The organism is Bacillus cereus group sp. Bc061, from assembly GCF_027715825.1.
Taxonomy (GTDB): Bacteria; Bacillota; Bacilli; order Bacillales; family Bacillaceae_G; genus Bacillus_A; species Bacillus_A paranthracis.
This window is the reverse complement of record NZ_JAQFTZ010000012.1, coordinates 22,368-49,120: the sequence shown is the minus strand read 5'-3', so window position 1 is coordinate 49,120 and position 26,753 is coordinate 22,368. Positions and strand designations below refer to the sequence as shown.

The window sequence follows — 26,753 nt, the reverse complement described above, 5'->3', positions numbered from 1 at the left end:
GAATGAAAGGCGAGCACAAGCTCATATATATAAAGAAAAACCATAGGTGGCGACTGCGATGATTCATCATATTTATGAGCATTATCATATGCATGTTAAAGAATTAATCCCCCTTGGCCCCTATAAAAGCTTTTGGATTCGCAACAAAATTTATGTACTTGTTCCAATTGGAGAAATGGAGGAAGAAGTACTTGTAGAGATGAAAAAGCTCAGTGATTATATGAACCAGCAAGGGGATATAACTGTAGCGACTTTCGTTCCGACTATACACGGCTACTATGTAAGTGAGATAGAAGAACAAAATTACTGCTTATTAAAAGGTATGCGCGCGTTAGAACGACATGCTATGTCATTAGGAAGTGAGCTTTCTATATTCCATAAACGAGGTGCATTCTTTCCAGAAGAAATTGAGCAACTAAGCCGCATTGGTGAATGGAAAGCATTATGGGAAAAAAGGCTCGATCAATTAGAAAAGTTTTGGCAATCACAAGTGATGAACCACCCTACAGACGTATTCGATCAATTGTTTATTGAATCCTTCCCGTATTACTTAGGAGTTGCGGAAAATGCCATTCAATATGTTGTTGATACAGAAATGGATGACACACCGCAACTAACGGATGCAGCAACCATTTGCCAAGAACGATTCACACCTTTATTATGGCATCAAACGAAGCGTCTCAAACTTCCTTTTGATTGGGTGTATGATCACCCGACTCGAGATATAGCAGAATTAATCCGCTATATGATGATTGAAAAAAAGAAAGACTGGGAGCAAACAATCATTCAATTTGTTACAGATTATGAACGGAATTATTCGCTATCCTCATTTGGATGGCGCCTATTATTTGCAAGACTGCTGTTCCCACTTCACTATTTTGAAACAGTCGAACGGTACTACCAAACAGGAAACGAAGAACAAAAAAGCATATATAGAGATCGCTTAGAAGCCATTCTACACGATGTGAACCGCTCTGAGCAATTTATGAAGCATTTTTATGGCTCACTCCGTTTACCGGTTGATAAGCTTGGGATTAGAAAATTAGATTGGCTGTCTTAAAAATATAAAAAAGAGACCGATTGAGGTCTCTTTTTTATATACCACAATTGTATGTAATACATTATGCCCCTACCTGTTGATCTGCACATATATTTAAAATGAATTGATGTTGTTCGATTTTTTCATTTACTTTACTCAATAATTCTTGCTGGATTTCTTTAAATAAAAATTGATAGCTCGCATTCCATGTCGGTATAACGGATGAAAGGTCTAATAAATACTCTTTTTTCTTTTCTAGTTCTTGCATTGTTAAAAAAGTGTTCCCCATTTTTGGCATGTGTCGTCCCCCTATGTTTTTTACTTTATATGTGTGAACGATTCACTATATAGTATCAATTATCGCATTTTTTGAGAAGGATTTCCAATTTTGTTTTATGATGTTAACGGATAAATGTGATTTGTATAAAAAAAGGAGACCAAATTTGGTCTCCTTTTAGCAAGTGGCTTTGAACGAGCCGCTAGATAATATCTAGCTCTAGCGGCTAAAATGTTCGGTGGCTAGAACAGTCGGCCATTTCGCGCCTTCCTGTGAGGCAAAAAGCGCCTCTTCGTCAGGAGCTCCAATGACCTCCTGTTCTGAACGAGCCGCTTCCACTTTTAGATTAAAATACTTGTTCTACTTCGATAACGCCTGGTACTTCTTCAAGTAATGCGCGTTCGATACCAGCTTTTAGTGTGATTGTAGAACTTGGGCAGCTTCCACATGCACCCATAAGGCGTAATTTTACGATACCTTCTTCAATGTCTACTAATTCAACGTCTCCGCCATCGCGAAGTAAGAATGGACGTAATTTATCTAATACTTCTAGTACTTGTTCTTGCATATGTGGGTTTTCCATTTTTATCGACTCCTTTCATCAGTTTTATTATAATCAAGATAGAGGGGAAAATCTATTTTTTCTGTTCTTGTTTTATTGCCGAAATTTTTTATCATGTTTACAACGTGTTTTTTCAGTATAGGGGTATGGAATAAGTTTGTAAAATGATGTGCTTATGTAATAAGACATCTGAATATACTGTCAGAACAAGAAGTGGGGGAGAAGAAATGGTTAATGTGCAAGTGTATGGGACGAAAGTAATTTGTGCGAGCTGCGTTGGAATGCCATCTTCAACAGAAACGTTTGAGTGGTTACAAGCGGCGATTGGTCGTAAATATGAAGGACAAGAAAATAAATTTAATTTCGAGTATATTGATTTTCAAGAAGAACAAGAAGATGAAGAGAAAAAAGCATTCGCAGAGCGCGTAGTGGAGGAAGATTTATTTTATCCGGTCGTTCTTGTAAATGGAGAAATTGTTGGAGAAGGAAATCCTCGTTTGAAGGATGTTTACGAAGAAATCGAGAAATATTTATAAAGCAGGAAGCCTTTGCGAATTTGCAAAGGCTTTTTTTATTGGAGGGATAGATGTGGAGAATGTAGTAAAGCATGCGTTGCCGAAAGAAGTAGAGCAGTTGATGGAGCAGTACATAGTAGGACTGAAAGAAATTTTTTTAGATGAAAAAATAGTCGGGGTGTATATTTACGGATCGATCGCACTCGGTGCATTTCATGCAGAAACGAGCGATGTTGATTTTGTCACGGTAATAAGTGATCCCGTGAATGAAGCTGAAAAACAGCAACTTGTAGAGCTTCATAAGAAACTTAGTGGTAGTACGTTAGGGAAAAGAATGGATGGTATGTATATTCCGCTTGCTGATTTAGGAAAATACAATGATGAAATGAATGAGTACGTGTATTGTGCAGATGGTAAGGCGAATATAGGACATTGGGATATTAATGCAGTCACATGGTGGACATTGAAAAATCAAGGTATTACAGTGAACGGGAAAGAAGCAGAAGACCTTTCGTTCCAAATAAGGTGGGATGATGTAGTAAATACGATGAAATACAACGTAGAACAGTACTGGAGTGGTAAGGCGAAGCAGCCATATTTATTCTTTATAGAAGAATGGGTAGAATCAGCGGTCGTTACGATGGGGCGCATTTTATATACACTAAATTATAAAACAATCGTTTCAAAAGATAGAGGATTGCAATACTTATTAGAACATTCAGCGGAAGAGTGGGAGCTTTTATTAAAAGAAGTAGCGAGAATACGGCAAAATCCAAAAGAAAAGCGAATGCTCTCAAGGTGGAGAAGGGCAGATATGACGAAGAGGTACTTACTGCATTTGATTGAAACATGTAGAGAGAAATGGTAGGGAAGAAAATGGACAATACAGTTGAGTGTATTGTCTTTTTTTACGTTTAATTTGGTATATAATGGTTTAAAAGGTTTAATTATACTGGAGGGGATATAGTGGACACGGAATTAGTTACATATGAAGAAAAGAATGTACAAATGAGTATGCTAGAAGTAATCGGTATGATCGTAATTATTTTTGGGACCATGTATGGAATTGGTTATTTGAACTTTTTATATGGCTCCTCATTATATCCGTGGTATGTAAATCATCTCATTTCACCCTTCACGTTTTGTATGATTATTGTAATGTATGCACCGGCAAGAAATTACTGTGTGCATTTACTAAAATCAATACAATTCAATAACTCAAAACATTATGTAACAATAATAATGACGATGATCGTACTGCTTATATATCTTGCGGTATTAAATTTAGTTTTACCACATGGGCTTCGTGTGGAGGAATCTAATATAATAATAGAGCCTACTAAAAATGAAATCATTTTATATGTAGTTGTACTCACGATTTTTGCGCCGATTTGGGAAGAGCTTGTATTCCGAGGTATGTTTTTTATGAAATTATCTCAGCGCTTCTCTACACTTAGTAGTGCCGTTATAAGTGCTTTCATATTTACTTTAGGGCATCCCCTTACAGTAGGGAGTACTTTATATATTTTTGGTATAGGCATAAGTTTAGCCTACACCTATAAGAAAACAAACAATTTACTCGTTCCAATTGGAATTCATGTATTAAACAATTCATTTTATTTATTAGTAAATTTTCAACTGTAAAAAAGACGCCTTTTTGAAAGGGCGTCTTTCGTATTATGTAGTAGGTGGGAAAGGCTTTACAAGTATTATGTAGAGGAAAGATAATAGAAAAAATATGTGTGTGGAGGAAGACGATGAGTAAATATAAATTACATATAGATAGAGAACAGTTATGGAAAGGGTGCGTTTTAAATTCGATTGCTCATGCTATTAATGTAGCGCATGCTCCGGACTTTTTACATGAAAGTTCATGGGATGGATGTAACTATAGTATGCAAGATAGTCAAGGCGGAAGAGGGACAATTACGTTTCATCCGGATTATACGATCGTATGTCTTCAAGATGTGAATAGTGAGAGAATGGATGAGTGGATTGATGTGGCAAATTATTTTGAAGGAGCACCTTCGGAAGTGATAGATATTGCGAAAGAAGAAGCTCTTCAATACGTATTAGAAGAAGTAGAAGGTGAAACAGTTCCTTTTATTACAACTGCATTTTGGATTGAGGATAGCGGTGCGTATTCAATTGATTCATTTGAAGAGATGGAAGAGCACGGCGGATTCTTATTAGAAACGCCATTACTTGATAAGGAATCAGCGATGGAAAGATTGGAAGAAGAGTATGAGCTAACAGAGGAACAAATAGAGCTTTTACAAATCGTGTATGAGAGAAAAATCCAAAGTAAAAATGAGGAAATTATATTGTCTAAAGATGAGGTAGCAATGATTGGAACGGATGATAGTGAAGGGTTAGAAGTTAGTAAAGTATCTTTTAAAGAGATGAATATTACTTGGGAGTTGTAGGAGAAGGATATAAAAGTGTGATAAAGCACTAGCAGAAAGCACAATGTGAAGTTACATTGCGTTTTCTACTAGTTTTTTCATATACATGTCAACTTCGTGAAAGAATACGGGCTCTTTTTCCTCGGTATTCAGATGTACAGCACATTGCAAATATTGCTGTAAGTAGTGATTAGCTTGCTCGTACTGTTTTAAATTGTAGAAAGAGAAACAAGTAAGAAGCAAAAACGCTTTTTCCTGTAATATTGGAACGACGGCTAGTACTGGAGTAACGGAATGTATATTTATTTTTACTAAATTCTCATAAGATGCCCACACTTGAAACCAGTCGAAAATAGTAGAAAGATAATTCGGAATGTCGATAGTTTCATGTGAAACATTATGCAATAACTGGTTCTGTTTCATATGTATAGGCTCTATTCTCGTTCGCAGAATGCAATCGAATATTGAGATGTTTTCTTTAATTAGTAATTGGTCCGTGATAAGCTGCGGGAGACCGATAGGATGAACTCCTATATGTATATAGAAGTCATCTCCAAATTGACTTTTTTGTATGTTAATGAGTTTATAAAATCCGTTTTCAGCTTTGCAAAATGTATGTCTTTTTTTCTTAAATCCAAGCAGTTTTAAAGCAGCATGTAAATTTGCAATGGAATTTTGTACCGCTTTAGAATAAGGTTTACTCTTCGTCATATTCATATGTAGTTAAGTTTTGTAAGAAACTTTCAAAGTTAGGTGCTAATTCAATTATTTGCTCAACTTCATTATCAATAAATATAACTGGAGGATTTTCAGCTACATTTCGATAGTCTAATGCAATCCATGTATGTCCGTCCCCAGATAAAAGTACGAGATTCTCAGGCATTTCCCATTCTTGAATTAAATAATGACTCTCTAAAATACTAGATTCATTTTCATCAAAAGAAATGCCATATAAGCCAGAAACATTAACGTGATCGTCTGCCCAAGAATTCGGCTCTGAAGTAGGGTGAGCATCAAGGCGCAGTGTTCCTCCATTTTGTTCTTTTAGAAGGTTTATGTATGATTCCGGAAGCTTTACGTTCAGTACTTCTTCTGCTTTTTTGATTAGTTCGTCGTTAATGGGTGCTAGTTTTAAATAATCATCTTCTGTCCAAATTGTAGTCTTCATATTGGGTCACCTCAAATAATAGTTTTAAGAATCTTATGTCATATATTATAGTTAGTTTGAATAACGAGCAATAGAGGGAGGAAATAATGAAAAAGTTTCAAATCGAACTAAATAAACTGCCGACAGAAAATGCCGGAGAAATAGTAATTAGTATAGATGATAGAATTGTGTTGCAAGAAAAAACAGACATAATCGACCCGATTTGTCAGTTGTTTGACGCATGGGGTGAATGTTTTAAAGATGATGGTGCTGTGATTTTTTTAGATAGGTATGAAAAAAAGGTAGAGTTTAAGAAGAAGGATGGGGACTTTCTCATTATTAATCAGAGAGGAAAAAAGTTAGCTAGTGTTGATAGCGAGCAATTTTTACGAGTAATCTTTTCGTTTCTTAAAAAGGAGATAGAGCAGATTTACATAAGTGGAGTTGATTCTTTCCGAATAAAAGATGCGTATCATAGAATTTTAGAAATTGAGCCATTTCTTTCTGAACTTGTAAATAGAAATAACGCAATTATGTACCGAACATATCATTCTACAAGTGGTAAGTATGAATTAAACTGGAATTATTTAAAGGGGGTAGAGGTTGAACCGATATTTACTCCGGTACTATCTCATAATGAGAAGAGTATCTTTTATGTGGAGGAAAACAGCCACGAAATTCGTAAACTCGATAGTGAAACGAAAGAAGAGGTTTGGCAGTGTCATCTTCCACTAGTAGAAGATTGTAATTGCATAACTGTGAATGATGTCACAATTATTTGGCATGCGAATAGATTTGGAGAAAATATTGCGAAATTGTACGCTATTTCATCAAGTTCTGGGGAGTTTCTATGGAATTTAGAAATAGAAGGGCATATTATACAAGTTGTAAAAACTACGAAGGAAGAATTACCACGTTTATTAGTTATGACACAGGAAGGCTACAATGTTTTATTAGAGCTTGAAAGTGGAGTGAAAGTATGGGAAAAGAATGTCCGAGTTGGAGGAGAGAAGTTGCAATGCCATTTTGGCTCAGATTACTATGTGTTAGCAGGGAATCCTTTGGATGAAGATGCGGAAGTTGATGCATATAGTAACGTTGCAATTGCCATTCAATTATTAGATGCTTCTACACGATGGAAACAAATGATGGAAGATTGTAATCCAAATGAACCAGTTACTTTAACTAATGAACATTTTATATGTGTAGCAATAGATTCATTACAAAAGTGGGAATATGGAAAAGAAGGTTGTAACTTAATTTTTGAAAAAGCCTTTGATGAGGTACAGTACTCTTACATTGCATCACAGGGATCAAAAATATTATTAACAAGAACTGAGTATGATTATGAAGAGGTAAGTAAACAAATACAATGTTATGACCATAAGAGCGCTCAAAAGTTATATGAAGTAAATATGCCTTTTGAAATTGAATTGCCTCCATTTCTTATCGGAGAGATGATGGTATTGTCCTTAGGAGAAGGAAGAATTTGTGGTATTCATATTCAAACAGGTAAAGTGATTTGGAACAATACGACTCTACATGATATTACAGAGGTTCTGTTATATAAAGATCGAGAAATTTATATTGCAACTTCAAATTTAGAATTGATAATACTTGATGCTGCATGTGGCGAGGTAAAAGATATAATTAAACTGCCTAAAAATGTTGTAGCAATAGATTTTATTGTATCAATTGAGGAAGTTAATAATGCATTATTCATTAGTTGCGTAAGTGGAAATATGTTTGAAATAGTAGAAAGCTAATTTGTGAGTTCTCTTAAATCGAGATGTTTGTTTTAAAATAGTAGTATATATTCACTAAAAAAGATGTATAAAATGATTTTGATGCATCCTTTTTAGTGAATATATAAAATAATTAACTTAGTGTATTAAACGTATCATTCATAAGTATTCTAATATATTTAAAAGTAAAATGGAATAATAAACGGTAAATTGTAGGAATATATTCGATTTCTGTTCATTTTTATGAAATATATGTACTTTTTGTTAGATTCCTTCTTTTTCTTTCTATAAAATACATGTATGTAGAAAGAAGAAAAGGATGATGTACGTGAAGGACACTGTTTTACAAGAAACAAATTCCCCGCAAGAGTTGCATAAAGTTGTTCAAAAGAATACAGCTTATTATGACTTTAAATGGGGCAAAGTAGAAAATCCAGCGCAAGGGAATACGTGGAATTGGGTAGCCTTTTTCTTCCCAACTTTTTGGTTAGCTTATCGTAAAATGTATAAGTTGTTTATTATACTTACGTTATTAGCGGTACCTAGTATCATTGTAACTCCTTTTATAGATATTCCAGATGGGATTTATTTAACATGTAGTTTAGTTCTTCAGTTAGGAACGATGATATTTACTGGATGGCAAGGAAACCGTTTATATTATAAGCATGCTGTTCGTGTATTACATAAGGGAGAAGATATGCCAGATCATGAGAAGGCTTATTACTTACAATCAAAGGGTGGCGCTAGTTTTGCTGGTATGGTTGGTTTCCAGGTTATAGTTGGAATCGTGTTTGGTGGAGCTATGTTCGGACTCTCACTTTTACCAACTGAGCCAAATATTAAAAATGTCGTTCGTTCAAGTAGTGAAGGTGTGACTTTAGAGATTATGACGGATAATCCAACTTGGAAGTTTGTGAAGAAAGAACAAGATTATGATGTAGTAGAATTTACTGGTTATGATTATGCAGAGAAGAAGAACGTGAAAATTAAATTTGCTGTTTATTTTAGTGAAGACTATTTTGAATGGCAAGAAGTACATGAAAATAATAAGAAGTTAAGTGAAGAAGAGTTAGAAGAATATCAATTTTACATTGAAGAAAATGGTTGGGGGTTCTAGTGAGAACTCGTTCATTTTGAAAAGGGGAATCTTGTGAAGGTTCTTCTTTTTTACTTGGAAACACCATACGAATTGAAATTTTGTAAAATACAATAAAAAATGAGAATTTGAGGTAGGCTTGTCAATAACGTGAGACTATGGCACTATATAGAAATGCTATACAAATTTTATTTATCGAGATGTAAACATCAATTTTGATTTTTACGTATAAATAATGAACGGAGGAAATGAATTTATGGCTACTTTACCAAATTGTCCAAAATGTAATTCAGAATATACGTATGAGGATGGCGTTCTTTTCGTATGTCCTGAGTGTGCTCATGAGTGGGGCCAAGAAGCAGAAGCTGAAAATAATGATGGTGCAAAAGTTGTAAAAGATGCGAACGGAAACGTTCTTCAAGACGGCGATGCTGTTACTGTCATTAAAGATTTAAAAGTAAAAGGAACTTCTTCAGTTGTGAAGATCGGTACGAAAGTAAAGAGTATCCGTCTAGTTGATGGCGATCACGATATTGATTGCAAAATCGACGGTTTCGGAGCTATGAAGTTAAAATCACAATTCGTGAAGAAGGCGTAAGTAAATAAAAAGAGGAGGCGTATAGGCCTCTTCTTTTTATTATGTCATTTTTTGTCGGTAAGTCGATATTCCTTGTCGAATCGTCGATATATTTCAAAAATCGTTGATATATTTTGAGTTATGATAGATATATTCGAAAAATCGTCGATATAATTTCACTCACCGAGAAAGGGGCATCATTTACCGAGCAAAAAGCTAGATTACCGTCCACCATAGTCAATATCCTTCAACTGACACCTCTTATTAAAGAATGTTTTATATCCAAGCTGTAAAAAGATAATGACAGCAAAAGCGGTACTTCCTGAAATACCGAGTATAATTGCGATTTGATATTGAATAGCTGTAAATGGTGATACACCAGATAAGATTTGACCAGTCATCATGCCCGGTAAGCTTATAATTCCCATTCCGACCATAGAATTGATCGTTGGTAAAATAGCGGAGTCAAAAGCGTCGCGTATGAGCGGAGCAGCGGCTTCTTTCGGTGTGGCGCCGAGCATAAGTGCCCCCTCGATTTGACCTCTTTGCGATTTCATATTGTTTAAGAACGTATTTGCACCGAGAGAAACACCTGTCATTGCATTCCCAACTAACATTCCGGTAATCGGAACGATATATTGCGGGGCGTACCACGGATCATGTCCGATAATAACAAAGATAAATAGTAGAAGTGGCCCAATTGATCCGGCTACCATGGAAAGGGCGGCTACTCGTTTTAATTCTTTAGACATTGGGATATTCACTCGTTTATAAATATTAAAAATTGCAAAGGTAGTAATAGAAGTAATAAGAGCAATTGTATAAAATGGATTACTATTTTCAAATACGTATGTAAGGACATATGCAACGAGTACGAGCTGAATCGTCATACGGAACGTTGCGAGCGCGATTTGTTTTTCGCGAGGTATCCCTTTTAATTTCACGAGCCCGATTAAAATAAGAATGAAAATATATGCAGCGGCAAGTTGCCAAATTTGGAGTTCAATCACGCCCTTCAACTGAGAGCACTTCCTTTCTAGTTGCACCGTTTGCTTTACTAATCTCAATAATATCGTCTGCAATTTCTTCTGGAAGCTGTTGTGAGTGTGTGATGAAGATGACTGTTTTTTTCTTTTCTTTTGCTAGCATAGTGAATTGCTTCATAACGCGTCGTTCTGTATCGCTATCTAACGCCGAAGTTGGTTCATCTAATAAATAGACAGGTGGATCCATAAGTACGATACGTGCAAAAGCAAGTCGTTGTTTTTCGCCACCTGATAATGAATCAGCGTTGTCTTCTAAATTTTTTTCCAAGCTAACAGTCGTTAATGCACTTCGCAAGGCAGCATCATTTGGAAATGGCTTTTCAGAAAGACGAAGTCCCATTAATAGATTGTCTTTAATGGTTCCATCGAAAATAGGTGGCGTTTGCCCAAGCATGACTACGTCACGTCGTAATTGAATAGGGGGATAATCAGAAATTAGCTTTCCGTTATATTCAATTGTTCCAGATGTTGGAGATTGTAGATCATTTAACATACGGAGCAATGTGCTTTTTCCGCTCCCACTCTCGCCGATAATACATGTGATTTTTTCTTTTTGAATCTGTAAATAAGGAATGTGCAGTATATCTTTATATGTAACGTCTTTTAATATAAACATAGATGGCTCCTTTCTGATTCTAGTTCTATCGTATCAAAAAAGAGAAGGTAACGGTTATAAAGAGTAACGTTTTTTCTTCGTCTTGATTTCTATTAATAAGTTAAGTAAACGATCTAATTCTTGGCTGAAAGAAATTACTTTATGATGAGTGAATCCGTACTTTTCAACGAGATAGATCAATTCTTTCTTCTTCGCTTCTATGCGATCATTTAGTTTCGTTACGTTCATAAGTGAAATGAAATGCCTCCTGTAAAAGTATTTACAACACAAAAAATAAGACCGAATGAATTCGGCCTTAAAGGAAATAAAACAACTTATCAATAGCATACACTGTTTATTGGTAGTTTTTAATATGAAAATGAAAAATAAATCATGATTCATATTGAGAAAGATGTGTCTGATAATTATATTTTAACGAATAAGAGAGGCTGCCTAATTAGGAGACAGCCTGTAAAGTATTAACCGTTATGATATTTGTACATCCAGAGGATACCGGATTTTAGTAACCTTGGTACACGTCCCATTAATGGTTGGTTTGCTAGCAAACCAAAGCCATGCTTCTTACCAAGAGAGCCGAGAACACCTTTTAATTTAATGACAGGTAGTTCGTCAGGAAGTGGTTCATTATGCCAACGTTTTAATAATATTTGGACAATTTGTTCCCCTTGACCTTCAGCAAGTTGTGCAGATGGTGCGTGTGGAAGTGCTGCACAATCTCCTACAACATATACGTGCTCGTTATTTGGAATATTGTGATATTTTGTTAAAACAACCCGTCCGCTACCATCTTGTTCAACTGGAAGGTTTCGAACAACTTCATTTGCTTGAATACCAGCTGTCCAGACGATTGCATCACATTCAAGTGGTTCATCGTGGTTGTACACAATATTTGGCTCTACTTTTGTAATGTTAGAGTTTCGTATAATAGTAACTTTATGTTTTACGAACCATTCTTCTACATATCTACTTAATTTCTCTGGATATGGGAATAAAATTCTATCTTTTCGATCAAATAAGTAAATTTTTAAATCAGAACGGCTTTCGCGAAGTTCACTTGCAACTTCAACGCCACTTAATCCAGCACCAACGACAGCTACCGTTGCATTTGGTTCTAGACTATTTAATTGTTCATATGTCTTACGTGTTTGTTCAATCGATTGTAGGCTATGTGTATATTCCTTCGCCCCAGGAACGTTATGGTATTTATCCTCACAGCCAAGTCCAATAATTAAATCATCATATTGGATTGCTTCGCCGCCATCGAGATGAACAGCTTTTTCTTCGAGATCAATATTTGTTACTGTGCCGTATTGAATATTGAGGCGTGGGTGTTCAGGAAACGGTATACGAATATGCGTTTCTGAAATAGTACCCGCAACTAATGCATAATATTCAGTTTTGAAGCAATGATATGGTACTTTGTCGATTAATGTCACTTGTACATCATCCGGAAGTTGGTTGCTTGGAAGTAGCCGTTGCAGAATTCTCATTCCACCGTAGCCACCACCTAATATTACGAGGTGTTTCATGATGGATTACCCCTTTTCTGTTGAAATATCCCCTAATCATAAAATTTTATATTAATAAAATATTTTGACTTTACTCAATCAAATTATATCGAATTTGTGAACAAATAACAATGCATGAATGAATACTCTGTTGTACAATAAGAAGAAAAGTAGAGTAAACGATCTGCATTATTTAGTTACCATTTCATCGTAAATAGCATGTTATATAGAAGGAATCATCTATTTTGAAGTGAAATAATGAAGTAACTAAATAGTTTAGAAGGTGTAATGAAAACAACAAGAAACAGCTTAGTTTTTTTCTTATAGATGAAGTCAGAAAGTAATTTGTTTTGTAGTACAGGGGGGGAGAATTTTGATTAAACCATTAATTGAATTTTGTGTAGGTAACCTTGCGAGTGGTTCACAAGCCGCTTTAGAGAAATTAGAAAAAGATCCGAATTTAGATGTAATGGAGTATGGTTGTTTAGGATATTGTGGTATTTGTTTTGAAGGACCGTTTGCTCTTGTAAATGGTGAAGTGGTACAAGGGGCTACAGTAGAAGAACTTGTTAATAATGTATATGAGTATTTGGATGAAAATCCAATGTTTTAAGGTGTTGCAATCGGCAGCACCTTTTTCTTTTTCTATTAGATAAAATTTTATTTCGCAGGGGAGGATAATATTGTATATAAATAAAAAAGGCCCTTTTTAGAAGGGCTTTTTTCTTACACAATTTGCGCAAGAATGGCTCATCGCCAAATGTTGTCAAATATGAGAAACGGGGGACATTCATATTGTGTTCTAAAAGCGTGCATTTTATACTTGAAATAACAAATTATTTTTGGAGTGAATACAAATGAGCCAATTTTCTTTTACAAAAATGCATGGTCTTGGCAATAGTTATATATATGTAAATATGTTTGAAGAACAAATTCCTGAAGAAGATTTAGCTCTTGTGGCGGAAAAGGTTTCAAATATTAATACTGGTATTGGAGCAGATGGAATGATTTTAATTTGTCCGTCTGACGTAGCGCCGGTGAAAATGCGCATGTTTAATAATGATGGATCAGAAGGAAAGAGCTGTGGTAACGGTCTACGCTGCGTAGCGAAATATGCGTATGAGCATAAACTAGTAGAAGATACAGTTTTCACAATTGAAACGTTAGCTGGCATTGTAACGGCTGAAGTAACGGTAGAAGAAGGGAAAGTTACGTTAGCGAAAATTGATATGGGAGCACCGCGTTTAACGCGTGCAGAAATACCGATGCTTGGCGAAGGTGAAACACCATTTATTCGTGAAAACTTCTTATACAATAACCATCGTTATGCATTTACAGCTGTTTCAATGGGAAATCCGCATGCAGTTATTTTTGTGGATGATGTAGAACAAGCACCTCTTACAACACTTGGACCAGTTCTTGAGACACATGAAATGTTCCCAGAACGAGTAAATGTTGAATTCATTGAGATTTTGAATGAGGAAGAGATGAACTTCCGCGTTTGGGAACGTGGATCTGGTGTAACACAAGCTTGCGGAACAGGGGCGTGCGCTGCAGTTGTAGCCTCTATTTTAAATGGAAAAATGGAACGTGGTAAGGAAATTACAGTTCATTTAGCTGGTGGCGATTTAATGATTGCATGGACAGAAGAAGGCAACGTTTTAATGAAAGGACCAGCAGAAGTAATTTGCCACGGAGTGTATGAGTACAAGATAGAAGCGTAAAGATGTATAATAGAACGAGAACAGAAAGGATGGTGTATTTCATGATTGAAGTAACAGAACAAGCAGCTTTTCAAATTAAAGATATGTTAAAAGATGCTGAAGATGGAGAGAAGTACGTGCGCCTTGCTGTACACGGCGGCGGATGTAGTGGTCTTTCTTACGGCTTAGGATTTGAAGTAGAACCAAAAGAAGACGACACAGTTCTTGAGTTTTTCGGTGTCGAATTTGTTATCGATAAAGAAAGTGCTCCGATTGTTAAAGGAGTAAAAATTGATTATAAACAATCTATGCTTGGCGGCGGATTCACAATTGATAATCCAAACGCAATCGCATCATGCGGATGTGGATCATCTTTCCGTACAGCGACGAATGCTGGTAAGCCAGAAGAGTGCTAAGTTTTTAGTTGAAATAGAGAAAGACCTTTTTAGCGATGGAGTGCAATCGTTAAGGAGGTCTTTTCTTTTACAGTAAAAAATCAAAAAGCCGCCTTCTAAATTTAGAAACGAGCCTTAAGATATTTGTATAACAAATTTTAAAATCTTAAACTAATTTATCTTTGCATAGATGCAAGTATCAGTTAGTTGTTTGCCGTCAGCTGAAACATCTTCATTACGTAATACCCCTTCAAGTTCAAAGCCTAGTTTTTCAGGAATCGCACGACTTTTCGTGTTATTAGATTCACATCGTATTTCAATCCTTCTAAATTTGAATAACTGAAATCCAAGGTTTGTTAACGCACGTACTGTTTCTGTTATGTATCCACTGCCACTAAATTGCGTGTTAACCCAGTATCCAATTTCACATTTAGAAACATTCCAATTAATTCGGTGAAGGCTAGCTGTTCCAATAAAATTATTCGTCTTCTTATGGTAGATAAGGTAGCGAAAGCTTTCTCTGTTCAAAAAATTTATATGGGCATTTCTCAGAAGAATTTCCGTTTCTTCAACAGTAGGAATGGACTGGAATAAAGACAACCATTGCTTTAATTCATGAATTGAATCTTTAATAGCTTTATGTACTACATTCCCTTCACCTGCTTGAAGTGGCGCTCGAAGAATGAGTCTATCTGTTTCTATTTGTAACGGAACATCTAATAAAATAGGATTCATATTATTTCTCCTCTCAAAACCTTTAATTGGGATATAATTAAATTTATGTAAAAAAACAACCTGAGAGCTAGAAAACAATAAATATATATTCACTTCATCATTTAGAAATCCCTTTTCACATATTGAAAACGAAATTGCTAGTTGATACAAAAAATAGCTGCTGAAGTAGCTTTAAGTTGGTCAAATCTTGCATGATTATTTATTTGATCTTCTTTTAAAGTTCTCTTTTTTCCAGTTATAATTGAAGGGTAGAAAGAGGGGATATATGCTGGAAAATATTTTTGAATTTATATTGAAGTACGTTATAGGTCCTATTTTTAGATGTATAAGATACCTTGTGATAGATATTATAATAGAATGCATAATAGAAGGTGTAATAAACGGTATAAGGAAATTACGTGATAAGTGGCGAAAGTGGCGTGAAAGACGTTATTGGCGGTAATAGGTACATAAAAAATTGGCAGTAAAGAGATAGAGGATAAAAAGCCTTAAGGGAGATGATTCATTCATTTCCCTTAAGGCTTTTTATAATGAAGTAGTAGCAACTCATCTATATTTAGAATCTGTACTCATGCCAATTGGTGACGGCATGACGGTTTCTAAAGTGAAGCAATAATTATTATCTTACAAAAGTGTAATGTTCATGTCATGTTTTTGAATTTCTTCTTTAAGCTTTGGGCTTTAAGATAACAATATAAGAAAAAACATATGAGGTGAAGGAAATGAAAAGATATATTGCACTGTTTAGTATTTTAGTTGTATTCGCAAGCCTTTTAGTTGGTTGTGATATTAACCGTATGGGGAAAGATCAGTACTATGTTCAAATCACAGCTGATGGAATTGAAAAAAATGAGAAGTCTGATAGCGGAGAGCCATACAAATATTTTGAGTATAAATTAAAAGGATTCGATAAAGACGGAAAAGAAAAAGAAATAGAATTCACAGCTCATAAAAATCTCCGTAAAGATGCATTCCTACGTGTATATCACTCAGATAAAAAAGGTGTAACAGCTTGGGAAGAAGTGAAAAAAGATGAACTTCCAGCGAAAGTGAAAGAAAAATTAGGTACAAAATAAGAAAGAAAAAAGGAATTGACGAACAGGGTCAATTCCTTTTTATATTTTCAAAATCATCTTCTGAAATGACTGTAAATCCATGTCTTTTGAATAAGGCAGTTGTTACCCCGTAACCAGTTTGTTTATTCCCGTTAAATTCTCCTGTATAAATTGTGGAACTACCACAAGAAGGACTGCGTTCTTTTAAAATAATATATTCTGGGCGCAAATCTTTCATTTGTTCTAATGCTTTATAAGCACCATTTACAAAAGCTTCCGTGACATCTTCACCGTCTTTTGTCATCACTTTCGCTTTTCCATCCAAAACGTCATCGCCATTCCCGCCAATAATTTCAGCTGAGGGACGAGGCGTTGGCAATCCTCCTAATACTTCGGGGCAAATGAGGAGTGTCTCTTCTTGTTGCAGCAAATCCCCTATTTTTGAAACGAGATTGTCATTTCCATCATACCGACAAGCGATACCACCTAAACAAGCGCTAATTACGATCATATTTTCATCTCCATTAAAAAAATATTAAATAGCACGCCAAATCCCCTTCCTCCCTCTTACTTATAAATGAGGTGATAAAAATGGGAAGCTTATATAACTTAATGAAACCATATAGTGAATTTCGAAGTAAAGAAGAGTTTAATACATATCAAAAACAAATTTTGAAATGCTACCGATTTCAATTGAATAAAACAGATGTTACCATTATTCATTTTTTAGGAAAGTATGCAGTGAATGAGAAACAGAAAACAGTGGGGGTTGCTTGTCCATTAATGGAGACGATTGCGACAAATGTTGAAAAAAGTATTCGTACAGTACGCCGCTCCATTGCAAAGTTAGAGGAATTAGGAATTATAAAGCGTGTTGCAACGAAAGAAAGACATAAACGCGGCGGGTATAGTGCGAACTTATATGTATTTCTTATATCTGCAATTGACCGCATGGATGACCGTATGCAAATGTCCGCATGTGAAAGTGAGAATGATGCAGCTGGCTGTAGTGGAATGGGGCAAAAATATGAGGGGGAAACAATTCTTTCTAAAAACATTCCACAAATAAAAGAGAATAGAAAAGGAACGTACGAGCTTGATGAGACGTATTGCCGTCATGATATACCGAAGCCTTTTATATATGCACTTCTGCCGATGACGAGTAATCCGAAGAAGATTAATATATTTTGGAGTAAGGTGGAGCTTGCTTATAAAAAGAGCGGATTATTAGAGCAAGGTGTTTTACTGGAGCAAATATTAGCTGATGAAGAAGTGTATGGAAATTTCATTTGGCGCGTAAAAAGTGTTGTGAGAGCGTATAAATACGGAGAAATCCGTAAAAATGTGAAGGCACTTTTATATAGTACAGTGCGGGATTTATTTTTAGAGGTTGGATTAGAATGGGGGGCAGCTGTGAGAAGAAGTAAGGGGATACCGTTATTTGATCCGTTTAAAAAGGAGCCATGCGTAAATGCATGACTCCAAGTAGTTAATCAAACTTTCTTACAACTGGAACACGAATCGCTACAAATAGTACGAAGACGATAACGGCGATTGCACCACTTTTCATAACGGTTACGATTGGAATTCCTATTGCAAGCGCGATTGATGTGAATGCATAAGAGAGCGGGATAAAGCCCATTGATGATAGCATAAGCAAACTCATTACACGTCCCATCATTTCTTCTTTCACTGTCGATTGAATCATCGCCATAAGCGGAACGATAGCCATTGCGATTGTAATACCGTAAAACATGCCGGCTAATAACGCTTGCCATAGTACAGTGCTAAAGTTGATGGATAAGAAGAATACGCCAGACAGTAGCATCATGATAATGCAAAATAGACCGCGTCTACGATTAATATTTTTTAAACCGACAATGACTGCGCCTATTGCCATTCCGCCTCCTACAGATGCTTCTAAGTAACTGAATTGAAGTGAGTCACCGTGTAGAACATTTTTAATGAAAAGCGGGAAACCGACTTGCATCGGACCGATTAAAAATAAGTTTAGAAAGGCGCTACAAATAAGGAAAGTTGAAAGGAATGGAGATTCCTTTACATATAAAATTCCTTCTTTAATAGAAGTGAACATGCTTTTGTCTGTATTTTGCTGCTCTGGCATCGTAAATTGTATTTTTTGAACGAGTATAGCTGCGACAATGAGTAATAAAATTGTAATCGAGAAAATCGTTTCATAGTTCGTAAATTTAATAAGAATGCCGCCAAGTACAGGTCCTAAAATAACCGATGCTTGGTTCGTCATTTGTGTAAGTGAGTTTGCTTGTGTTAAACGGCTTTTTTCTACAAGTTCAGGCAAGATAGATCCATCAGCTGACCAGAAAAAAGCATCAGCAAGTCCAAAGAATAAAGCGAATAAAGCAAATGTATATAGTGTTACATCACCTACGATGAACCATGTAAGGATAGTTGCGACGAGAATAGCACGAACAATATTAGAATAAAACATAATGTTTTTTTTCGGGAATTTATCAGCTACAGCGCCGCCGATAATCATAAAAATAAGCCTTGGAACACTAAGAGCTACGAAAACAACACCGAGTGATGCCTCAAGGTTTAATGTTTTTGCTATGTACCACGTTTGTGAAAAAGTAAAAAAGGCTAAAGCGAAACTTGAAAAAAGAGTAGCTGCCCAAAGAAAAAGGAAATTCGTATTTTTTAATAACGGTTTTCCGCTTCCTTCTAAAGCAGATTTATTTTGTTGTAGTTCCTCCATATTGCTTCCTTTCTATGCGACAAATTTAAACTAAAAAACTTGTTAACAATCACTTTATCCCGCGTTAACGGGCAGTAAAACTCCCACCTCAAAATTTGGCTCGAGCAAAGAAGTTAGGTGGGAGACTAACTGCCCGTAAACGTCCGATTGGTGAGGGCTAATACTCAGTGGTGGGGGATGAATACCCCCCCACCACTGAGTATAGTTTCACTTTATACAGTTTCTAATATTTCTATACTGCACTTTCTCATTGTAGACAATTATGTTGGATTTGCACAGTGGCTATTTAACGACAAAAAAGAAGATACCATTTGGTATCTTCTTTTTTGTCGTTTAGGCTAATGCAATATAAATATCTAATTGTACGTTAGTTGGATCTAACGCTCTTTCATCATAAAGCTCAAAGTCTGTTGTAAAAGCACGTTTGTTTTCCTTTGACCATTTCCAAATATATTCCCAAGCCTCGCAAACGACTTCAGCAATTGGTCCCTTTCTCGTTGTAAATACCGCATACGTAGCGGCAGGTATTGTTAAAGTTGTCATATTTGCAGGAACGTCTTCTAATGAAGAAACAGGCATGCCAATTGTGTATTTATATGTACCCGTTTCATCTGATTCGTAATTTGAATAGAAAGCGAATGTTTCTTTCGTTTGTTGATTTGGAATGTGATGCATCATTTGTTCTTGAAAGTATTGGTTCCAAAGCCCTGGAATTTTTCCTTCAGTAGATGCCTCTATTTTATTTGTCGTCGTAACCGAAACACCGATTGCTTGGAAAGCTTCTTTTTTTACGATAGTAGGTTCTTTCATTTTTAAATATCCCCCTTATTGAATAGAACGTTTGTTCTTATTTATTGTAACATATTTTGGAAGGGGACGATAGCGTAATAAAAAAAGAACTCCTTCGCATAAAGGGAGTTCTTTTCATTTCTATATTAAAACATACTTGAGCTGTGCATCGGTTGAAGTTTTGCGTTTGGATCGAAGTAAGCTTTCGCATTGTTTACTGCTGTTGGTGCTTCACCGAAGCCGCAAGCAATGAGTTTTACTTTTCCTTCATATGTACAAATGTCACCAGCAGCGTAAATACCAGGAATATTTGTTTCCATTTTCGAGTTCACGAGAATGCTGTTTTTTTGTATATCTAAGCCCCAGTTTTTAATTGGGCCAAGAGAAGAAACGAAGCCGTAGTTTACGATTACATCATCAACATCGATGATAATTTTTTCTTCCGTTTTTACATGCTGAAGAACGACTTGTTCAATTTTGTCATCACCAATGAGTTCTACTGGAACGTATGGTGTGCTTACTTCTGCACGAGAGTTCATTAAGCTTTCTACGCTATGTTCATGCGCACGGAATTTATCACGACGATGAACGATTGTAACTTTGTCGGCGATTGGCTCTAACATCATTGTCCAATCAACAGCTGAATCGCCGCCGCCAAATACTACGACGCGCTTACCAGCAAATTTATTCATATCATCAACGAAATAATGTAAGTTTTTCTTTTCATACTTTGCTGTTCCTTCTAATTCTAAGCGGCGTGGTTGGAAAGCACCATTGCCAGCAGTAATAATTACTGATTTAGAATAGTGAGTTTGCTTATTCGTAACAAGTTTAAATATACCGTCAGCTTGTTTCTCAAGCGTATCAACAGCTTCTTCTAAACAAACGGTTGGATCAAATTTCTTCATTTGCTCTTTTAAGTTATCAACTAATTCTTGTGCGCGCACTTTCGGGAATCCGGCTACATCATAAATGTATTTTTCAGGATAGAGCGCGGATAATTGTCCTCCAAGCTGAGGTAAGCTTTCAATAATTTTTACACTTGCTTGTCTCATACCACCATAAAATGCTGTGAATAGTCCTGTTGGCCCACCACCAATAATTGTTATGTCGTAAACTTTTTGATTTTCTGCCACTTTCATTCCCCCTATAGATGGAATTTTGATATTGATTTCATATATTGTTCATATGTACACGAAAATCCTGCAAATGATGATACTTTCAAATAAATGATAGCATATTTGAGTGCATAATACTTCTGAAAACGACTGAATTGTGTGTAAGTTTTCGCATAGATGTTTTTTACATTGTATAAAATATACAGAAAGGAAAATACATGAAAAAAAGGCTGAAAAACCCTTGAAAACGCTATGTTATTTTAAAATATTGATAATTCTCCAGACGCTTGAATTCTGGAATAAAACCGACTAATATAGGGAAGTATTATGTTAAATTTCTATGACAAAATTCGTACGATTTTTTGACTGTGTTTTGTTATGATATAGAATGTGATAAATTCCACATTCTTGACAAATAGAGTTTTTAGTACTTGGTATTATTTTTCATTACTATTATATAAAGAAAAGGGTTGTGATTTGGTGAAGACTCCAAAAATCGTAGTTTTAGGTGCAGGTTATGGCGGGATGATTACGACTGTTCGTCTGCAAAAAGCATTATCTGTAAATGAAGCTGAAATTACGTTAGTAAACAACAACAGCTATCACTACCAAGCGACTTGGTTACACGAGAGCGCAGCTGGTACATTACAAGATGAAAAAATCTGTCTAGATATTCAAGACGTTATTGATACAAATAAAGTGAACTTTGTACAAGATACAGTAGTAGAAATTAAAGCAGCTGAAAAACGCATTATCTTAAAAGACGGCGAGTTAGAATATGACTACTTAGTAATCGGTCTTGGTTTCGAATCAGAAACATTCGGAATTACAGGATTAAAAGAGCATGCATTCTCAATCGCTAACATTAATGCAACTCGTCAAATTCGTGAGCATATGGAAGCTAGCTTCGCTAAATATGCAGATGAAAAGCGCGATGAGTTAGTAACAATCGTTGTTGGTGGTGCTGGATTTACTGGTATCGAGTACGCAGGTGAGCTTGCAAACCGTGTTCCTGAACTTTGCAAACAGTACAATGTACCACGTGAAAAAGCACGTATTATCTGTGTAGAAGCTGCTCCAACAGCACTTCCAGGTTTCGATCCAGCATTAGTAGAATACGCTGTGAAACAACTTGAGAAAAAAGGTGTAGAATTCCGCATCGGTACAGCAATTAAAGAAGCAACTGAAGAAGGTATTATCGTTGCGAACGGTGATGATACTGAATTAATTAAGTCTGAAACAGTAGTTTGGGCTGCAGGTGTTCGTGGTAACGGTATTGTGGAAGAGTCTGGCTTTGAAGCAATGCGCGGACGTGTAAAAGTTGATGAGTACATGCACGCTCCAGGATACGAAGATGTATTCATGGTTGGTGACGCAGCGTTAATCATTAACGAAGAAATTAACCGTCCATACCCACCAACAGCACAAATCGCAATTCAACAAGGTTACAACATTGCGCACAACTTAACTGTGTTAGTTCGTGGTAAAGGCGAAATGAAGAAATTCGTATTCGATAATAAAGGATCTGTATGTTCTTTAGGTCATGACGATGCAATGGGCGTTGTTATGGGCAAAAAGTTAACAGGTTGGAAAGCTTCCTTCATGAAGAAAGTGATCGATAACCGTTACCTATTCTTATTAGGTGGACCTTTATTAGTTCTTAAAAAAGGTAAATTAAAGTTCTTTTAATATATAGTAGAAAAAGCAGAAACGGCTAAGAGCTGTTTCTGCTTTTTTCATTTAAAAAATATAGTATAATATATAAAAAAGAAAGAATATTCTGTCCGTTCTAATAGAGGAGGGTATGACATCATGGAGAAGCGAGGAAAAGTATGGTTAGCTGTCAGTGGCCTAGTAGCTACAAAAGATGGCAGGTGGTTATTCGTTAAGAAGAAATACAGTGGGTTAAAGGGGAAATGGTCTTTACCGGCTGGTTTTGTAAATGAAGGTGAGACCGTTGATGAAGCTGTGAAACGTGAAGTGTTAGAAGAGACAGGTATTGTCGCTCATGTAAAGGGGATCATTGGTGTTAGATCGGGCGTAATTCGCAATGAGATTAGTGATAATATGATTATTTTCCTTTTGGAGCCTGAAGGGGAAGAGATTATTGTACAGGAGAAGGAATTGTCTGAAGTAGCGTTTCTACATCCAGATACGATTGCGGACGATCCAAATACGTCTGTACTTATTACATATTTGTTAGAAAGACAATCAGAATTACATCTTGAAATGGACAAAACATTAAATCCAGGAGAGCAGTTTGGTTATACAGCCTATCACGTATTTACGGCACATACAAAGGAGAGGGAGAAAGAGTGAGTATACCGGTATTACTTATTTCAATGATGTTATTTTTCATTTTGTTTTTTGGAATTGGATTTTTACTCAACATGATATTGCGAGCGACATGGGTAATGGTTATTGTATATCCGATTGTTTGTATGCTTATTATTAATAAGGCGAGTATGTGGGATTATTTTTCAAAGCCAAAAGAAACATTCTCTTCATTTGGGACAAGTGTATCGCATTTAGGACAAGCAGATGTGTTTATTTTATCTACTGGATTGATTGGTGCTGCTTTAGCGGGAATCGTTATTAAGAAACTTCGGAAAAGCGGATATCAAATGTTTTAATCTCCAATGCAATTGGAGATTATTTTTTTGCATATTCTTTCATCGTATAGGGAATGATTAACGATGAAGGAGTGTGGCATATAAAAATGTTAAAACGATATTGTATTCGCATTATGATGACTTGTTTACTTGCAATTGCATTATGCGTAACATGGAATGCTTTCACAGGAGTTTCTTTATTAGAGATTGTAAAGAAATATGAGGGAACGAGTGCAAAAGAAGTACATGCAGCAGAAGTTAAAAGAAATGTTGCTCCGAGTAAAGAAGTGATAAATGCTTTAGAGCAGGCAAACGACTGGTCTAAATATCGTTCAATTGAAATGACTGCAACAGGTTATACGTCGGGAATTGAGTCAACTGGTAAGAGGCCGGGACATCCGGAGTATGGTATTACATATTCAGGTGTTAAGGCGAAACGGGATTTATATTCCACAATTGCAGCGGACTTACGCGTATTCCCAATTGGAACAATCTTATTCGTACCAGGTTATGGGTATGGTGTAGTAGCTGATAAGGGCGGTGCAATAAAAGGAAACCGTCTTGATTTGTACTATGATACAGTGAAAGATGTTTATAGCCAATGGGGTAAGAAAAAAGTAAATGTATATGTAGTTAAGATAGGAAATGGTAAGTTTTCAGAAGAAGAGTTAACGATGTTAAACCAGGATGAGACGATGCAAGTGTTTCGTGGTCAATATTTAAAACAAAGATAGTCTAGTGGTAAGTACGCTAGACTTTTTTTATTTTATATAGGGTATAACAGAAGTTAGAATTGTCGCATTTTATCGAAAATAAAGTTATAATAAAGATAGAGTAGAGAAATTTAGGGGGTCTGAACATGTTCCAAGTACAAAAAGAATTAGCAAGCCATGAAGCGGTGATTGTTGCCTTATTTGAAGAAGAGGAAACGAGTAGCTTTGTACAAGAACTGGACAAAGCGTTTGAAGGACAATTACAAGTTTTATTAGAAGAGAAAGAACTTTCTACGAAGAAGAAAGCTATTTCAAAAGTACATAGTTTAGGAAAAACAGAAGTGAAACGTTATTATTTCGTTGGTTTAGGCAAGAAAGAATCTTATACGACAGAAACATTACGTTCGGCTCTTGGTAAGACGTTTAAAACACTGCAAGCAGCAAAAGTACAAGATGCAGCAATCTTACTTGATTCTTTCGTAACAGAGAAATTAGACGCGATTGATGTCGCTCATATTGCGGCAGAAGTACAAGGCCTTGGTACATATGAGTTACAAACGTATAAATCAGATAAAAAGGATCGTGTAGAGTTAGAGAAGTTTACGGCTATTACAGCGGAAGATGCACAGGAAATTGAAGCGGCATTAACAGTTGGCTACGTACATGGACGTGCAACAAATTCAGCTCGTACACTTGTAAATATGCCGCCAAACGTATTAACAGCGACGAAGCTTGCTGAGTATGCTGTTGAGTTAGCGGAGAAGTATGATATGGATTATAAAGTTCTTGAGAAAGAAGAGATGGAAGAGCTTGGTATGGGTGCGTTACTTGCAGTAAACCAAGGTAGTGTAGAGCCACCCAAAATGATCGCTCTTATTTATAAAGGAAAAGAAGAGTGGACAGATGTTATTGGATTCGTTGGAAAAGGAATCACATACGATACAGGTGGTTATTCTTTAAAACCACGTGAAGGTATGGTCGGTATGAAAGGTGATATGGGCGGTGCGGCTGCTGTATTAGGTGCGATGGAAATTATCGGTGAACTTCGCCCAGAGCAAAATGTGATCGCTGTTATTCCATCAACAGATAACGTTGTAAGTGGTACCGCATTTAAGCCAGACGATGTAATCACATCTATGAGCGGAAAAACAATTGAAGTATTAAATACAGATGCAGAAGGTCGCTTAGCATTAGCTGACGGTATTACGTATGCGAAAAAATTAGGTGCAAACTATTTAATTGATGTTGCGACATTAACAGGTGGTGTAATTGTTGCACTTGGAAATCATACGACGGGTGCAATGACAAACAATGAAGAGTTGTTTGAGCAAGTGCTAGAAGCATCTATGGAAACAGATGAATCGATTTGGCAATTACCGATTTTTGATCGTGATAAAGAACGCGTGAGAAACAGTAAGTTTGCTGATTTAAATAACTCACCAGGCCGCGAAGGACATGCGGTTATGGCTGGTACATTCCTAGGTGAATTTGCTGAAGATACACCTTGGGTACACTTAGACATCGCTGGAACATCTGAATCATCAGGAGCACATGATTTAGGTCCAGCTGGAGCAACAGGTGCAATGGTACGTACACTTGCAACGCTTGTTGAACGTTTCGGCGAAGAATAAGATCGTAAGAGAGGGCTGTTCCTACATTTTGGAACAGCCTTTTTTATTGATATATGGTGTTACGGCCGATGTAATTTTACTTTATAGAGAAATTGTATATAAAGTCCCGTTTAAAGCAAAGGAAGTGCGGCCCGTTTCTTCAGAGACAACTAAAATAAGGGCATCGCTTTTTTCGGATAAGCCAATTGCAGCTCTGTGACGTGTTCCTAGTTCAGGATCAACTTCTGTGCTTTTCGTGAGCGGAAGAATATTGGCAGCTGAGACAATATGATTATTTTTAACGAGAACGGCTCCATCATGAAGAGGGTTACCTGGATAAAATATTGATTCGAGTAATGGTGCGGTTAAATGAGCGTTTAATGTCGTTCCAGTTTGAATGAAAGCTTCAAGCGTCTCGTTTCGTTCCACAACGATAAGAGCGCCATGTTTTCGGGCGCTTAAATGTTGGATAGCTGTCGTAATAAAAGATGAACTTTCCGTATAAGGTGATAAATATGCTTGAATATAGTATGTAGCTGCCAATGTTTGTACATTTGCTAACATATGATGAATATCTTCCATTTTGCATAAAATACATTCGTCTTCTTTATCGATTGCGCTCCTCATAATCGATAGTTCTTTTTCAGCAATTTCAATCATTTGCTTTGTTTGTATTTTGAGCTCTTCTGACAAGCCCCATTCGCGCATAATCCTCATTCCCTTTAGTGGAGTATTTAACAATAGTGTATACAA

Annotated in this window: 32 protein-coding genes and 1 pseudogene; 19 read left to right on the top strand and 14 right to left on the bottom strand. The window is 36.1% G+C overall.

What is annotated here, in order from left to right; genetic code table 11:
* The first annotated feature begins 58 nt into the window (after window positions 1-58).
* A complete protein-coding gene (yutH, locus tag PDQ40_RS24715) occupies window positions 59-1,060 on the top strand; it encodes a spore coat putative kinase YutH (RefSeq protein WP_073541778.1) in 1,002 nt (333 codons plus the stop codon).
* 61 nt (window positions 1,061-1,121) lie between these two features.
* On the opposite strand, the gene PDQ40_RS24710 is transcribed toward yutH, so the two are convergent.
* Together PDQ40_RS24710 and PDQ40_RS24705 are read right to left on the bottom strand one after the other, a co-directional pair.
* The gene (locus tag PDQ40_RS24710; RefSeq protein ID WP_001125501.1) at window positions 1,122-1,337 is read right to left on the bottom strand and encodes a hypothetical protein; all 216 of its coding nucleotides are present in this window, start codon (window positions 1,335-1,337) and stop codon (window positions 1,122-1,124) included.
* Window positions 1,338-1,662: 325 nt separating this feature from the next.
* On the bottom strand, window positions 1,663-1,899 hold the full coding sequence (locus tag PDQ40_RS24705) for a NifU family protein (RefSeq protein WP_000431159.1): 237 nt from the start codon (window positions 1,897-1,899) through the stop codon (window positions 1,663-1,665).
* Window positions 1,900-2,105: 206 nt separating this feature from the next.
* Here PDQ40_RS24705 and PDQ40_RS24700 point away from each other — a divergent pair, with 206 nt between their 5' ends.
* The 4 genes from PDQ40_RS24700 to PDQ40_RS24685 all read left to right on the top strand — a co-directional run bounded on the left by PDQ40_RS24700 (window position 2,106) and on the right by PDQ40_RS24685 (window position 4,819).
* Window positions 2,106-2,414, top strand: a complete 309-nt coding sequence (locus tag PDQ40_RS24700) for a DUF1462 family protein (protein ID WP_000248594.1) — start codon at window positions 2,106-2,108, stop codon at window positions 2,412-2,414.
* A 52-nt stretch (window positions 2,415-2,466) separates the two neighbouring features.
* Window positions 2,467-3,261, top strand: a complete 795-nt coding sequence (locus tag PDQ40_RS24695; RefSeq protein ID WP_002170368.1) for a nucleotidyltransferase domain-containing protein — start codon at window positions 2,467-2,469, stop codon at window positions 3,259-3,261.
* Window positions 3,262-3,359: 98 nt separating this feature from the next.
* A complete protein-coding gene (locus PDQ40_RS24690; protein WP_270691713.1) occupies window positions 3,360-4,037 on the top strand; it encodes a CPBP family intramembrane glutamic endopeptidase in 678 nt (225 codons plus the stop codon).
* 113 nt (window positions 4,038-4,150) lie between these two features.
* Window positions 4,151-4,819, top strand: a complete 669-nt coding sequence (locus tag PDQ40_RS24685; protein WP_000049698.1) for a hypothetical protein — start codon at window positions 4,151-4,153, stop codon at window positions 4,817-4,819.
* Window positions 4,820-4,870: 51 nt separating this feature from the next.
* Here the strand turns inward: PDQ40_RS24685 and PDQ40_RS24680 are convergent, their stop codons facing one another.
* Both PDQ40_RS24680 and PDQ40_RS24675 read right to left on the bottom strand, forming a co-directional pair.
* The gene (locus PDQ40_RS24680) at window positions 4,871-5,509 is read right to left on the bottom strand and encodes a DUF4304 domain-containing protein (RefSeq protein ID WP_033671962.1); all 639 of its coding nucleotides are present in this window, start codon (window positions 5,507-5,509) and stop codon (window positions 4,871-4,873) included.
* Window positions 5,496-5,966, bottom strand: a complete 471-nt coding sequence (locus PDQ40_RS24675; RefSeq protein ID WP_000858819.1) for an SMI1/KNR4 family protein — start codon at window positions 5,964-5,966, stop codon at window positions 5,496-5,498. Before PDQ40_RS24675 ends, PDQ40_RS24680 begins: the two co-directional genes overlap by 14 nt.
* Before the next feature lie 86 nt (window positions 5,967-6,052).
* Here PDQ40_RS24675 and PDQ40_RS24670 point away from each other — a divergent pair, with 86 nt between their 5' ends.
* From PDQ40_RS24670 to phnA, 3 genes are all read left to right on the top strand, one after another.
* On the top strand, window positions 6,053-7,711 hold the full coding sequence (locus PDQ40_RS24670) for an outer membrane protein assembly factor BamB family protein (RefSeq protein ID WP_229143407.1): 1,659 nt from the start codon (window positions 6,053-6,055) through the stop codon (window positions 7,709-7,711).
* A gap of 301 nt (window positions 7,712-8,012) precedes the next feature.
* Window positions 8,013-8,807: a DUF2628 domain-containing protein gene (locus PDQ40_RS24665; RefSeq protein ID WP_270691720.1), complete on the top strand. Its 795-nt coding sequence runs from the start codon at window positions 8,013-8,015 to the stop codon at window positions 8,805-8,807.
* Between the two features lie 235 nt (window positions 8,808-9,042).
* Window positions 9,043-9,384 (top strand): alkylphosphonate utilization operon protein PhnA, encoded by a 342-nt coding sequence (gene phnA / locus PDQ40_RS24660; protein WP_000212737.1) that lies wholly within the window; start codon window positions 9,043-9,045, stop codon window positions 9,382-9,384.
* Window positions 9,385-9,584: 200 nt separating this feature from the next.
* On the opposite strand, the gene PDQ40_RS24655 is transcribed toward phnA, so the two are convergent.
* The 4 genes from PDQ40_RS24655 to PDQ40_RS24640 form a co-directional block, all read right to left on the bottom strand.
* The gene (locus PDQ40_RS24655; RefSeq protein WP_000679250.1) at window positions 9,585-10,382 is read right to left on the bottom strand and encodes an ABC transporter permease; all 798 of its coding nucleotides are present in this window, start codon (window positions 10,380-10,382) and stop codon (window positions 9,585-9,587) included.
* Complete coding sequence (locus PDQ40_RS24650) at window positions 10,366-11,025, bottom strand: ABC transporter ATP-binding protein (protein WP_000470273.1); 660 nt, start codon at window positions 11,023-11,025, stop codon at window positions 10,366-10,368. The genes PDQ40_RS24655 and PDQ40_RS24650 overlap by 17 nt, the downstream gene beginning before the upstream one ends.
* Window positions 11,026-11,079: 54 nt before the next feature.
* Complete coding sequence (locus PDQ40_RS24645) at window positions 11,080-11,253, bottom strand: aspartyl-phosphate phosphatase Spo0E family protein (RefSeq protein WP_270691712.1); 174 nt, start codon at window positions 11,251-11,253, stop codon at window positions 11,080-11,082.
* A gap of 230 nt (window positions 11,254-11,483) precedes the next feature.
* Complete coding sequence (locus PDQ40_RS24640) at window positions 11,484-12,554, bottom strand: NAD(P)/FAD-dependent oxidoreductase (RefSeq protein WP_000682073.1); 1,071 nt, start codon at window positions 12,552-12,554, stop codon at window positions 11,484-11,486.
* A 352-nt stretch (window positions 12,555-12,906) separates the two neighbouring features.
* Here PDQ40_RS24640 and PDQ40_RS24635 point away from each other — a divergent pair, with 352 nt between their 5' ends.
* The 3 genes from PDQ40_RS24635 to PDQ40_RS24625 all read left to right on the top strand — a co-directional run bounded on the left by PDQ40_RS24635 (window position 12,907) and on the right by PDQ40_RS24625 (window position 14,652).
* Window positions 12,907-13,146: a YuzB family protein gene (locus tag PDQ40_RS24635; RefSeq protein WP_000595026.1), complete on the top strand. Its 240-nt coding sequence runs from the start codon at window positions 12,907-12,909 to the stop codon at window positions 13,144-13,146.
* 244 nt (window positions 13,147-13,390) lie between these two features.
* Window positions 13,391-14,257, top strand: a complete 867-nt coding sequence (dapF, locus tag PDQ40_RS24630) for a diaminopimelate epimerase (RefSeq protein WP_000077385.1) — start codon at window positions 13,391-13,393, stop codon at window positions 14,255-14,257.
* A 41-nt stretch (window positions 14,258-14,298) separates the two neighbouring features.
* Window positions 14,299-14,652, top strand: coding sequence for a HesB/IscA family protein (locus tag PDQ40_RS24625; RefSeq protein ID WP_000573822.1), 354 nt, complete (start codon window positions 14,299-14,301; stop codon window positions 14,650-14,652).
* Window positions 14,653-14,802: 150 nt separating this feature from the next.
* Here PDQ40_RS24625 and PDQ40_RS24620 read toward each other — a convergent pair whose 3' ends face one another.
* Window positions 14,803-15,366 (bottom strand): GNAT family N-acetyltransferase, encoded by a 564-nt coding sequence (locus PDQ40_RS24620; protein ID WP_001068205.1) that lies wholly within the window; start codon window positions 15,364-15,366, stop codon window positions 14,803-14,805.
* A gap of 526 nt (window positions 15,367-15,892) precedes the next feature.
* Between PDQ40_RS24620 and PDQ40_RS28155 the strand changes: the two are divergent.
* Window positions 15,893-15,982, top strand: a pseudogene (locus tag PDQ40_RS28155) (methyltransferase); the annotation flags it as partial.
* A 106-nt stretch (window positions 15,983-16,088) separates the two neighbouring features.
* Window positions 16,089-16,442, top strand: a complete 354-nt coding sequence (locus PDQ40_RS24615; RefSeq protein ID WP_000833136.1) for a YxeA family protein — start codon at window positions 16,089-16,091, stop codon at window positions 16,440-16,442.
* A gap of 28 nt (window positions 16,443-16,470) precedes the next feature.
* On the opposite strand, the gene PDQ40_RS24610 is transcribed toward PDQ40_RS24615, so the two are convergent.
* Complete coding sequence (locus tag PDQ40_RS24610; RefSeq protein ID WP_000635515.1) at window positions 16,471-16,932, bottom strand: DUF523 domain-containing protein; 462 nt, start codon at window positions 16,930-16,932, stop codon at window positions 16,471-16,473.
* 80 nt (window positions 16,933-17,012) lie between these two features.
* Here PDQ40_RS24610 and PDQ40_RS24605 point away from each other — a divergent pair, with 80 nt between their 5' ends.
* Window positions 17,013-17,900, top strand: coding sequence for a helix-turn-helix domain-containing protein (locus PDQ40_RS24605; protein ID WP_270691711.1), 888 nt, complete (start codon window positions 17,013-17,015; stop codon window positions 17,898-17,900).
* A 10-nt stretch (window positions 17,901-17,910) separates the two neighbouring features.
* Here the strand turns inward: PDQ40_RS24605 and PDQ40_RS24600 are convergent, their stop codons facing one another.
* The 3 genes from PDQ40_RS24600 to PDQ40_RS24590 all read right to left on the bottom strand — a co-directional run bounded on the left by PDQ40_RS24600 (window position 17,911) and on the right by PDQ40_RS24590 (window position 21,083).
* Entirely contained in the window at window positions 17,911-19,158 is a 1,248-nt protein-coding gene (locus PDQ40_RS24600) for an MFS transporter (RefSeq protein ID WP_000391922.1), read from the bottom strand.
* Window positions 19,159-19,491: 333 nt separating this feature from the next.
* Complete coding sequence (locus tag PDQ40_RS24595) at window positions 19,492-19,968, bottom strand: GyrI-like domain-containing protein (RefSeq protein WP_000662718.1); 477 nt, start codon at window positions 19,966-19,968, stop codon at window positions 19,492-19,494.
* Between the two features lie 125 nt (window positions 19,969-20,093).
* Window positions 20,094-21,083, bottom strand: a complete 990-nt coding sequence (locus PDQ40_RS24590; RefSeq protein WP_000829779.1) for an NAD(P)/FAD-dependent oxidoreductase — start codon at window positions 21,081-21,083, stop codon at window positions 20,094-20,096.
* A gap of 462 nt (window positions 21,084-21,545) precedes the next feature.
* Here PDQ40_RS24590 and PDQ40_RS24585 point away from each other — a divergent pair, with 462 nt between their 5' ends.
* From PDQ40_RS24585 to pepA, 5 genes are all read left to right on the top strand, one after another.
* Window positions 21,546-22,754 (top strand): NAD(P)/FAD-dependent oxidoreductase, encoded by a 1,209-nt coding sequence (locus PDQ40_RS24585; protein WP_214328411.1) that lies wholly within the window; start codon window positions 21,546-21,548, stop codon window positions 22,752-22,754.
* Window positions 22,755-22,877: 123 nt separating this feature from the next.
* Window positions 22,878-23,384 carry an NUDIX hydrolase gene (locus PDQ40_RS24580; protein WP_000415311.1) on the top strand — a complete coding sequence of 169 codons (507 nt, stop codon included), beginning with the start codon at window positions 22,878-22,880 and terminating at the stop codon, window positions 23,382-23,384.
* A complete protein-coding gene (locus PDQ40_RS24575; protein ID WP_000027014.1) occupies window positions 23,381-23,698 on the top strand; it encodes a YuiB family protein in 318 nt (105 codons plus the stop codon). The genes PDQ40_RS24580 and PDQ40_RS24575 overlap by 4 nt, the downstream gene beginning before the upstream one ends.
* A gap of 86 nt (window positions 23,699-23,784) precedes the next feature.
* Window positions 23,785-24,411, top strand: coding sequence for a 3D domain-containing protein (locus tag PDQ40_RS24570; RefSeq protein WP_000920101.1), 627 nt, complete (start codon window positions 23,785-23,787; stop codon window positions 24,409-24,411).
* Between the two features lie 125 nt (window positions 24,412-24,536).
* Window positions 24,537-26,021 carry a cytosol aminopeptidase gene (gene pepA / locus PDQ40_RS24565; protein ID WP_000487970.1) on the top strand — a complete coding sequence of 495 codons (1,485 nt, stop codon included), beginning with the start codon at window positions 24,537-24,539 and terminating at the stop codon, window positions 26,019-26,021.
* Between the two features lie 81 nt (window positions 26,022-26,102).
* On the opposite strand, the gene cdaS is transcribed toward pepA, so the two are convergent.
* On the bottom strand, window positions 26,103-26,708 hold the full coding sequence (cdaS, locus tag PDQ40_RS24560; protein ID WP_001209528.1) for a sporulation-specific diadenylate cyclase CdaS: 606 nt from the start codon (window positions 26,706-26,708) through the stop codon (window positions 26,103-26,105).
* Window positions 26,709-26,753: the final 45 nt, after the last annotated feature.

Coding starts and splice junctions, on each gene's coding strand:
- dapF (WP_000077385.1), top strand. CDS start 13,391: ATGAGCCAATTTTCTTTTACAAAAATGCATGGTCTTGGCAATAGTTAT.
- PDQ40_RS24710 (WP_001125501.1), bottom strand. CDS start 1,337: ATGCCAAAAATGGGGAACACTTTTTTAACAATGCAAGAACTAGAAAAG.
- PDQ40_RS24650 (WP_000470273.1), bottom strand. CDS start 11,025: ATGTTTATATTAAAAGACGTTACATATAAAGATATACTGCACATTCCT.
- PDQ40_RS24685 (WP_000049698.1), top strand. CDS start 4,151: ATGAGTAAATATAAATTACATATAGATAGAGAACAGTTATGGAAAGGG.
- pepA (WP_000487970.1), top strand. CDS start 24,537: ATGTTCCAAGTACAAAAAGAATTAGCAAGCCATGAAGCGGTGATTGTT.
- PDQ40_RS24605 (WP_270691711.1), top strand. CDS start 17,013: ATGGGAAGCTTATATAACTTAATGAAACCATATAGTGAATTTCGAAGT.
- PDQ40_RS24600 (WP_000391922.1), bottom strand. CDS start 19,158: ATGGAGGAACTACAACAAAATAAATCTGCTTTAGAAGGAAGCGGAAAA.
- PDQ40_RS24680 (WP_033671962.1), bottom strand. CDS start 5,509: ATGACGAAGAGTAAACCTTATTCTAAAGCGGTACAAAATTCCATTGCA.
- PDQ40_RS24640 (WP_000682073.1), bottom strand. CDS start 12,554: ATGAAACACCTCGTAATATTAGGTGGTGGCTACGGTGGAATGAGAATT.
- PDQ40_RS24595 (WP_000662718.1), bottom strand. CDS start 19,968: ATGAAAGAACCTACTATCGTAAAAAAAGAAGCTTTCCAAGCAATCGGT.
- PDQ40_RS24615 (WP_000833136.1), top strand. CDS start 16,089: ATGAAAAGATATATTGCACTGTTTAGTATTTTAGTTGTATTCGCAAGC.
- PDQ40_RS24665 (WP_270691720.1), top strand. CDS start 8,013: ATGTACGTGAAGGACACTGTTTTACAAGAAACAAATTCCCCGCAAGAG.
- PDQ40_RS24705 (WP_000431159.1), bottom strand. CDS start 1,899: ATGGAAAACCCACATATGCAAGAACAAGTACTAGAAGTATTAGATAAA.
- PDQ40_RS24670 (WP_229143407.1), top strand. CDS start 6,053: ATGAAAAAGTTTCAAATCGAACTAAATAAACTGCCGACAGAAAATGCC.
- cdaS (WP_001209528.1), bottom strand. CDS start 26,708: ATGCGCGAATGGGGCTTGTCAGAAGAGCTCAAAATACAAACAAAGCAA.
- phnA (WP_000212737.1), top strand. CDS start 9,043: ATGGCTACTTTACCAAATTGTCCAAAATGTAATTCAGAATATACGTAT.
- PDQ40_RS24675 (WP_000858819.1), bottom strand. CDS start 5,966: ATGAAGACTACAATTTGGACAGAAGATGATTATTTAAAACTAGCACCC.
- PDQ40_RS24610 (WP_000635515.1), bottom strand. CDS start 16,932: ATGATCGTAATTAGCGCTTGTTTAGGTGGTATCGCTTGTCGGTATGAT.
- PDQ40_RS24620 (WP_001068205.1), bottom strand. CDS start 15,366: ATGAATCCTATTTTATTAGATGTTCCGTTACAAATAGAAACAGATAGA.
- PDQ40_RS24700 (WP_000248594.1), top strand. CDS start 2,106: ATGGTTAATGTGCAAGTGTATGGGACGAAAGTAATTTGTGCGAGCTGC.
- yutH (WP_073541778.1), top strand. CDS start 59: ATGATTCATCATATTTATGAGCATTATCATATGCATGTTAAAGAATTA.
- PDQ40_RS24580 (WP_000415311.1), top strand. CDS start 22,878: ATGGAGAAGCGAGGAAAAGTATGGTTAGCTGTCAGTGGCCTAGTAGCT.
- PDQ40_RS24570 (WP_000920101.1), top strand. CDS start 23,785: ATGTTAAAACGATATTGTATTCGCATTATGATGACTTGTTTACTTGCA.
- PDQ40_RS24625 (WP_000573822.1), top strand. CDS start 14,299: ATGATTGAAGTAACAGAACAAGCAGCTTTTCAAATTAAAGATATGTTA.
- PDQ40_RS24645 (WP_270691712.1), bottom strand. CDS start 11,253: ATGAACGTAACGAAACTAAATGATCGCATAGAAGCGAAGAAGAAAGAA.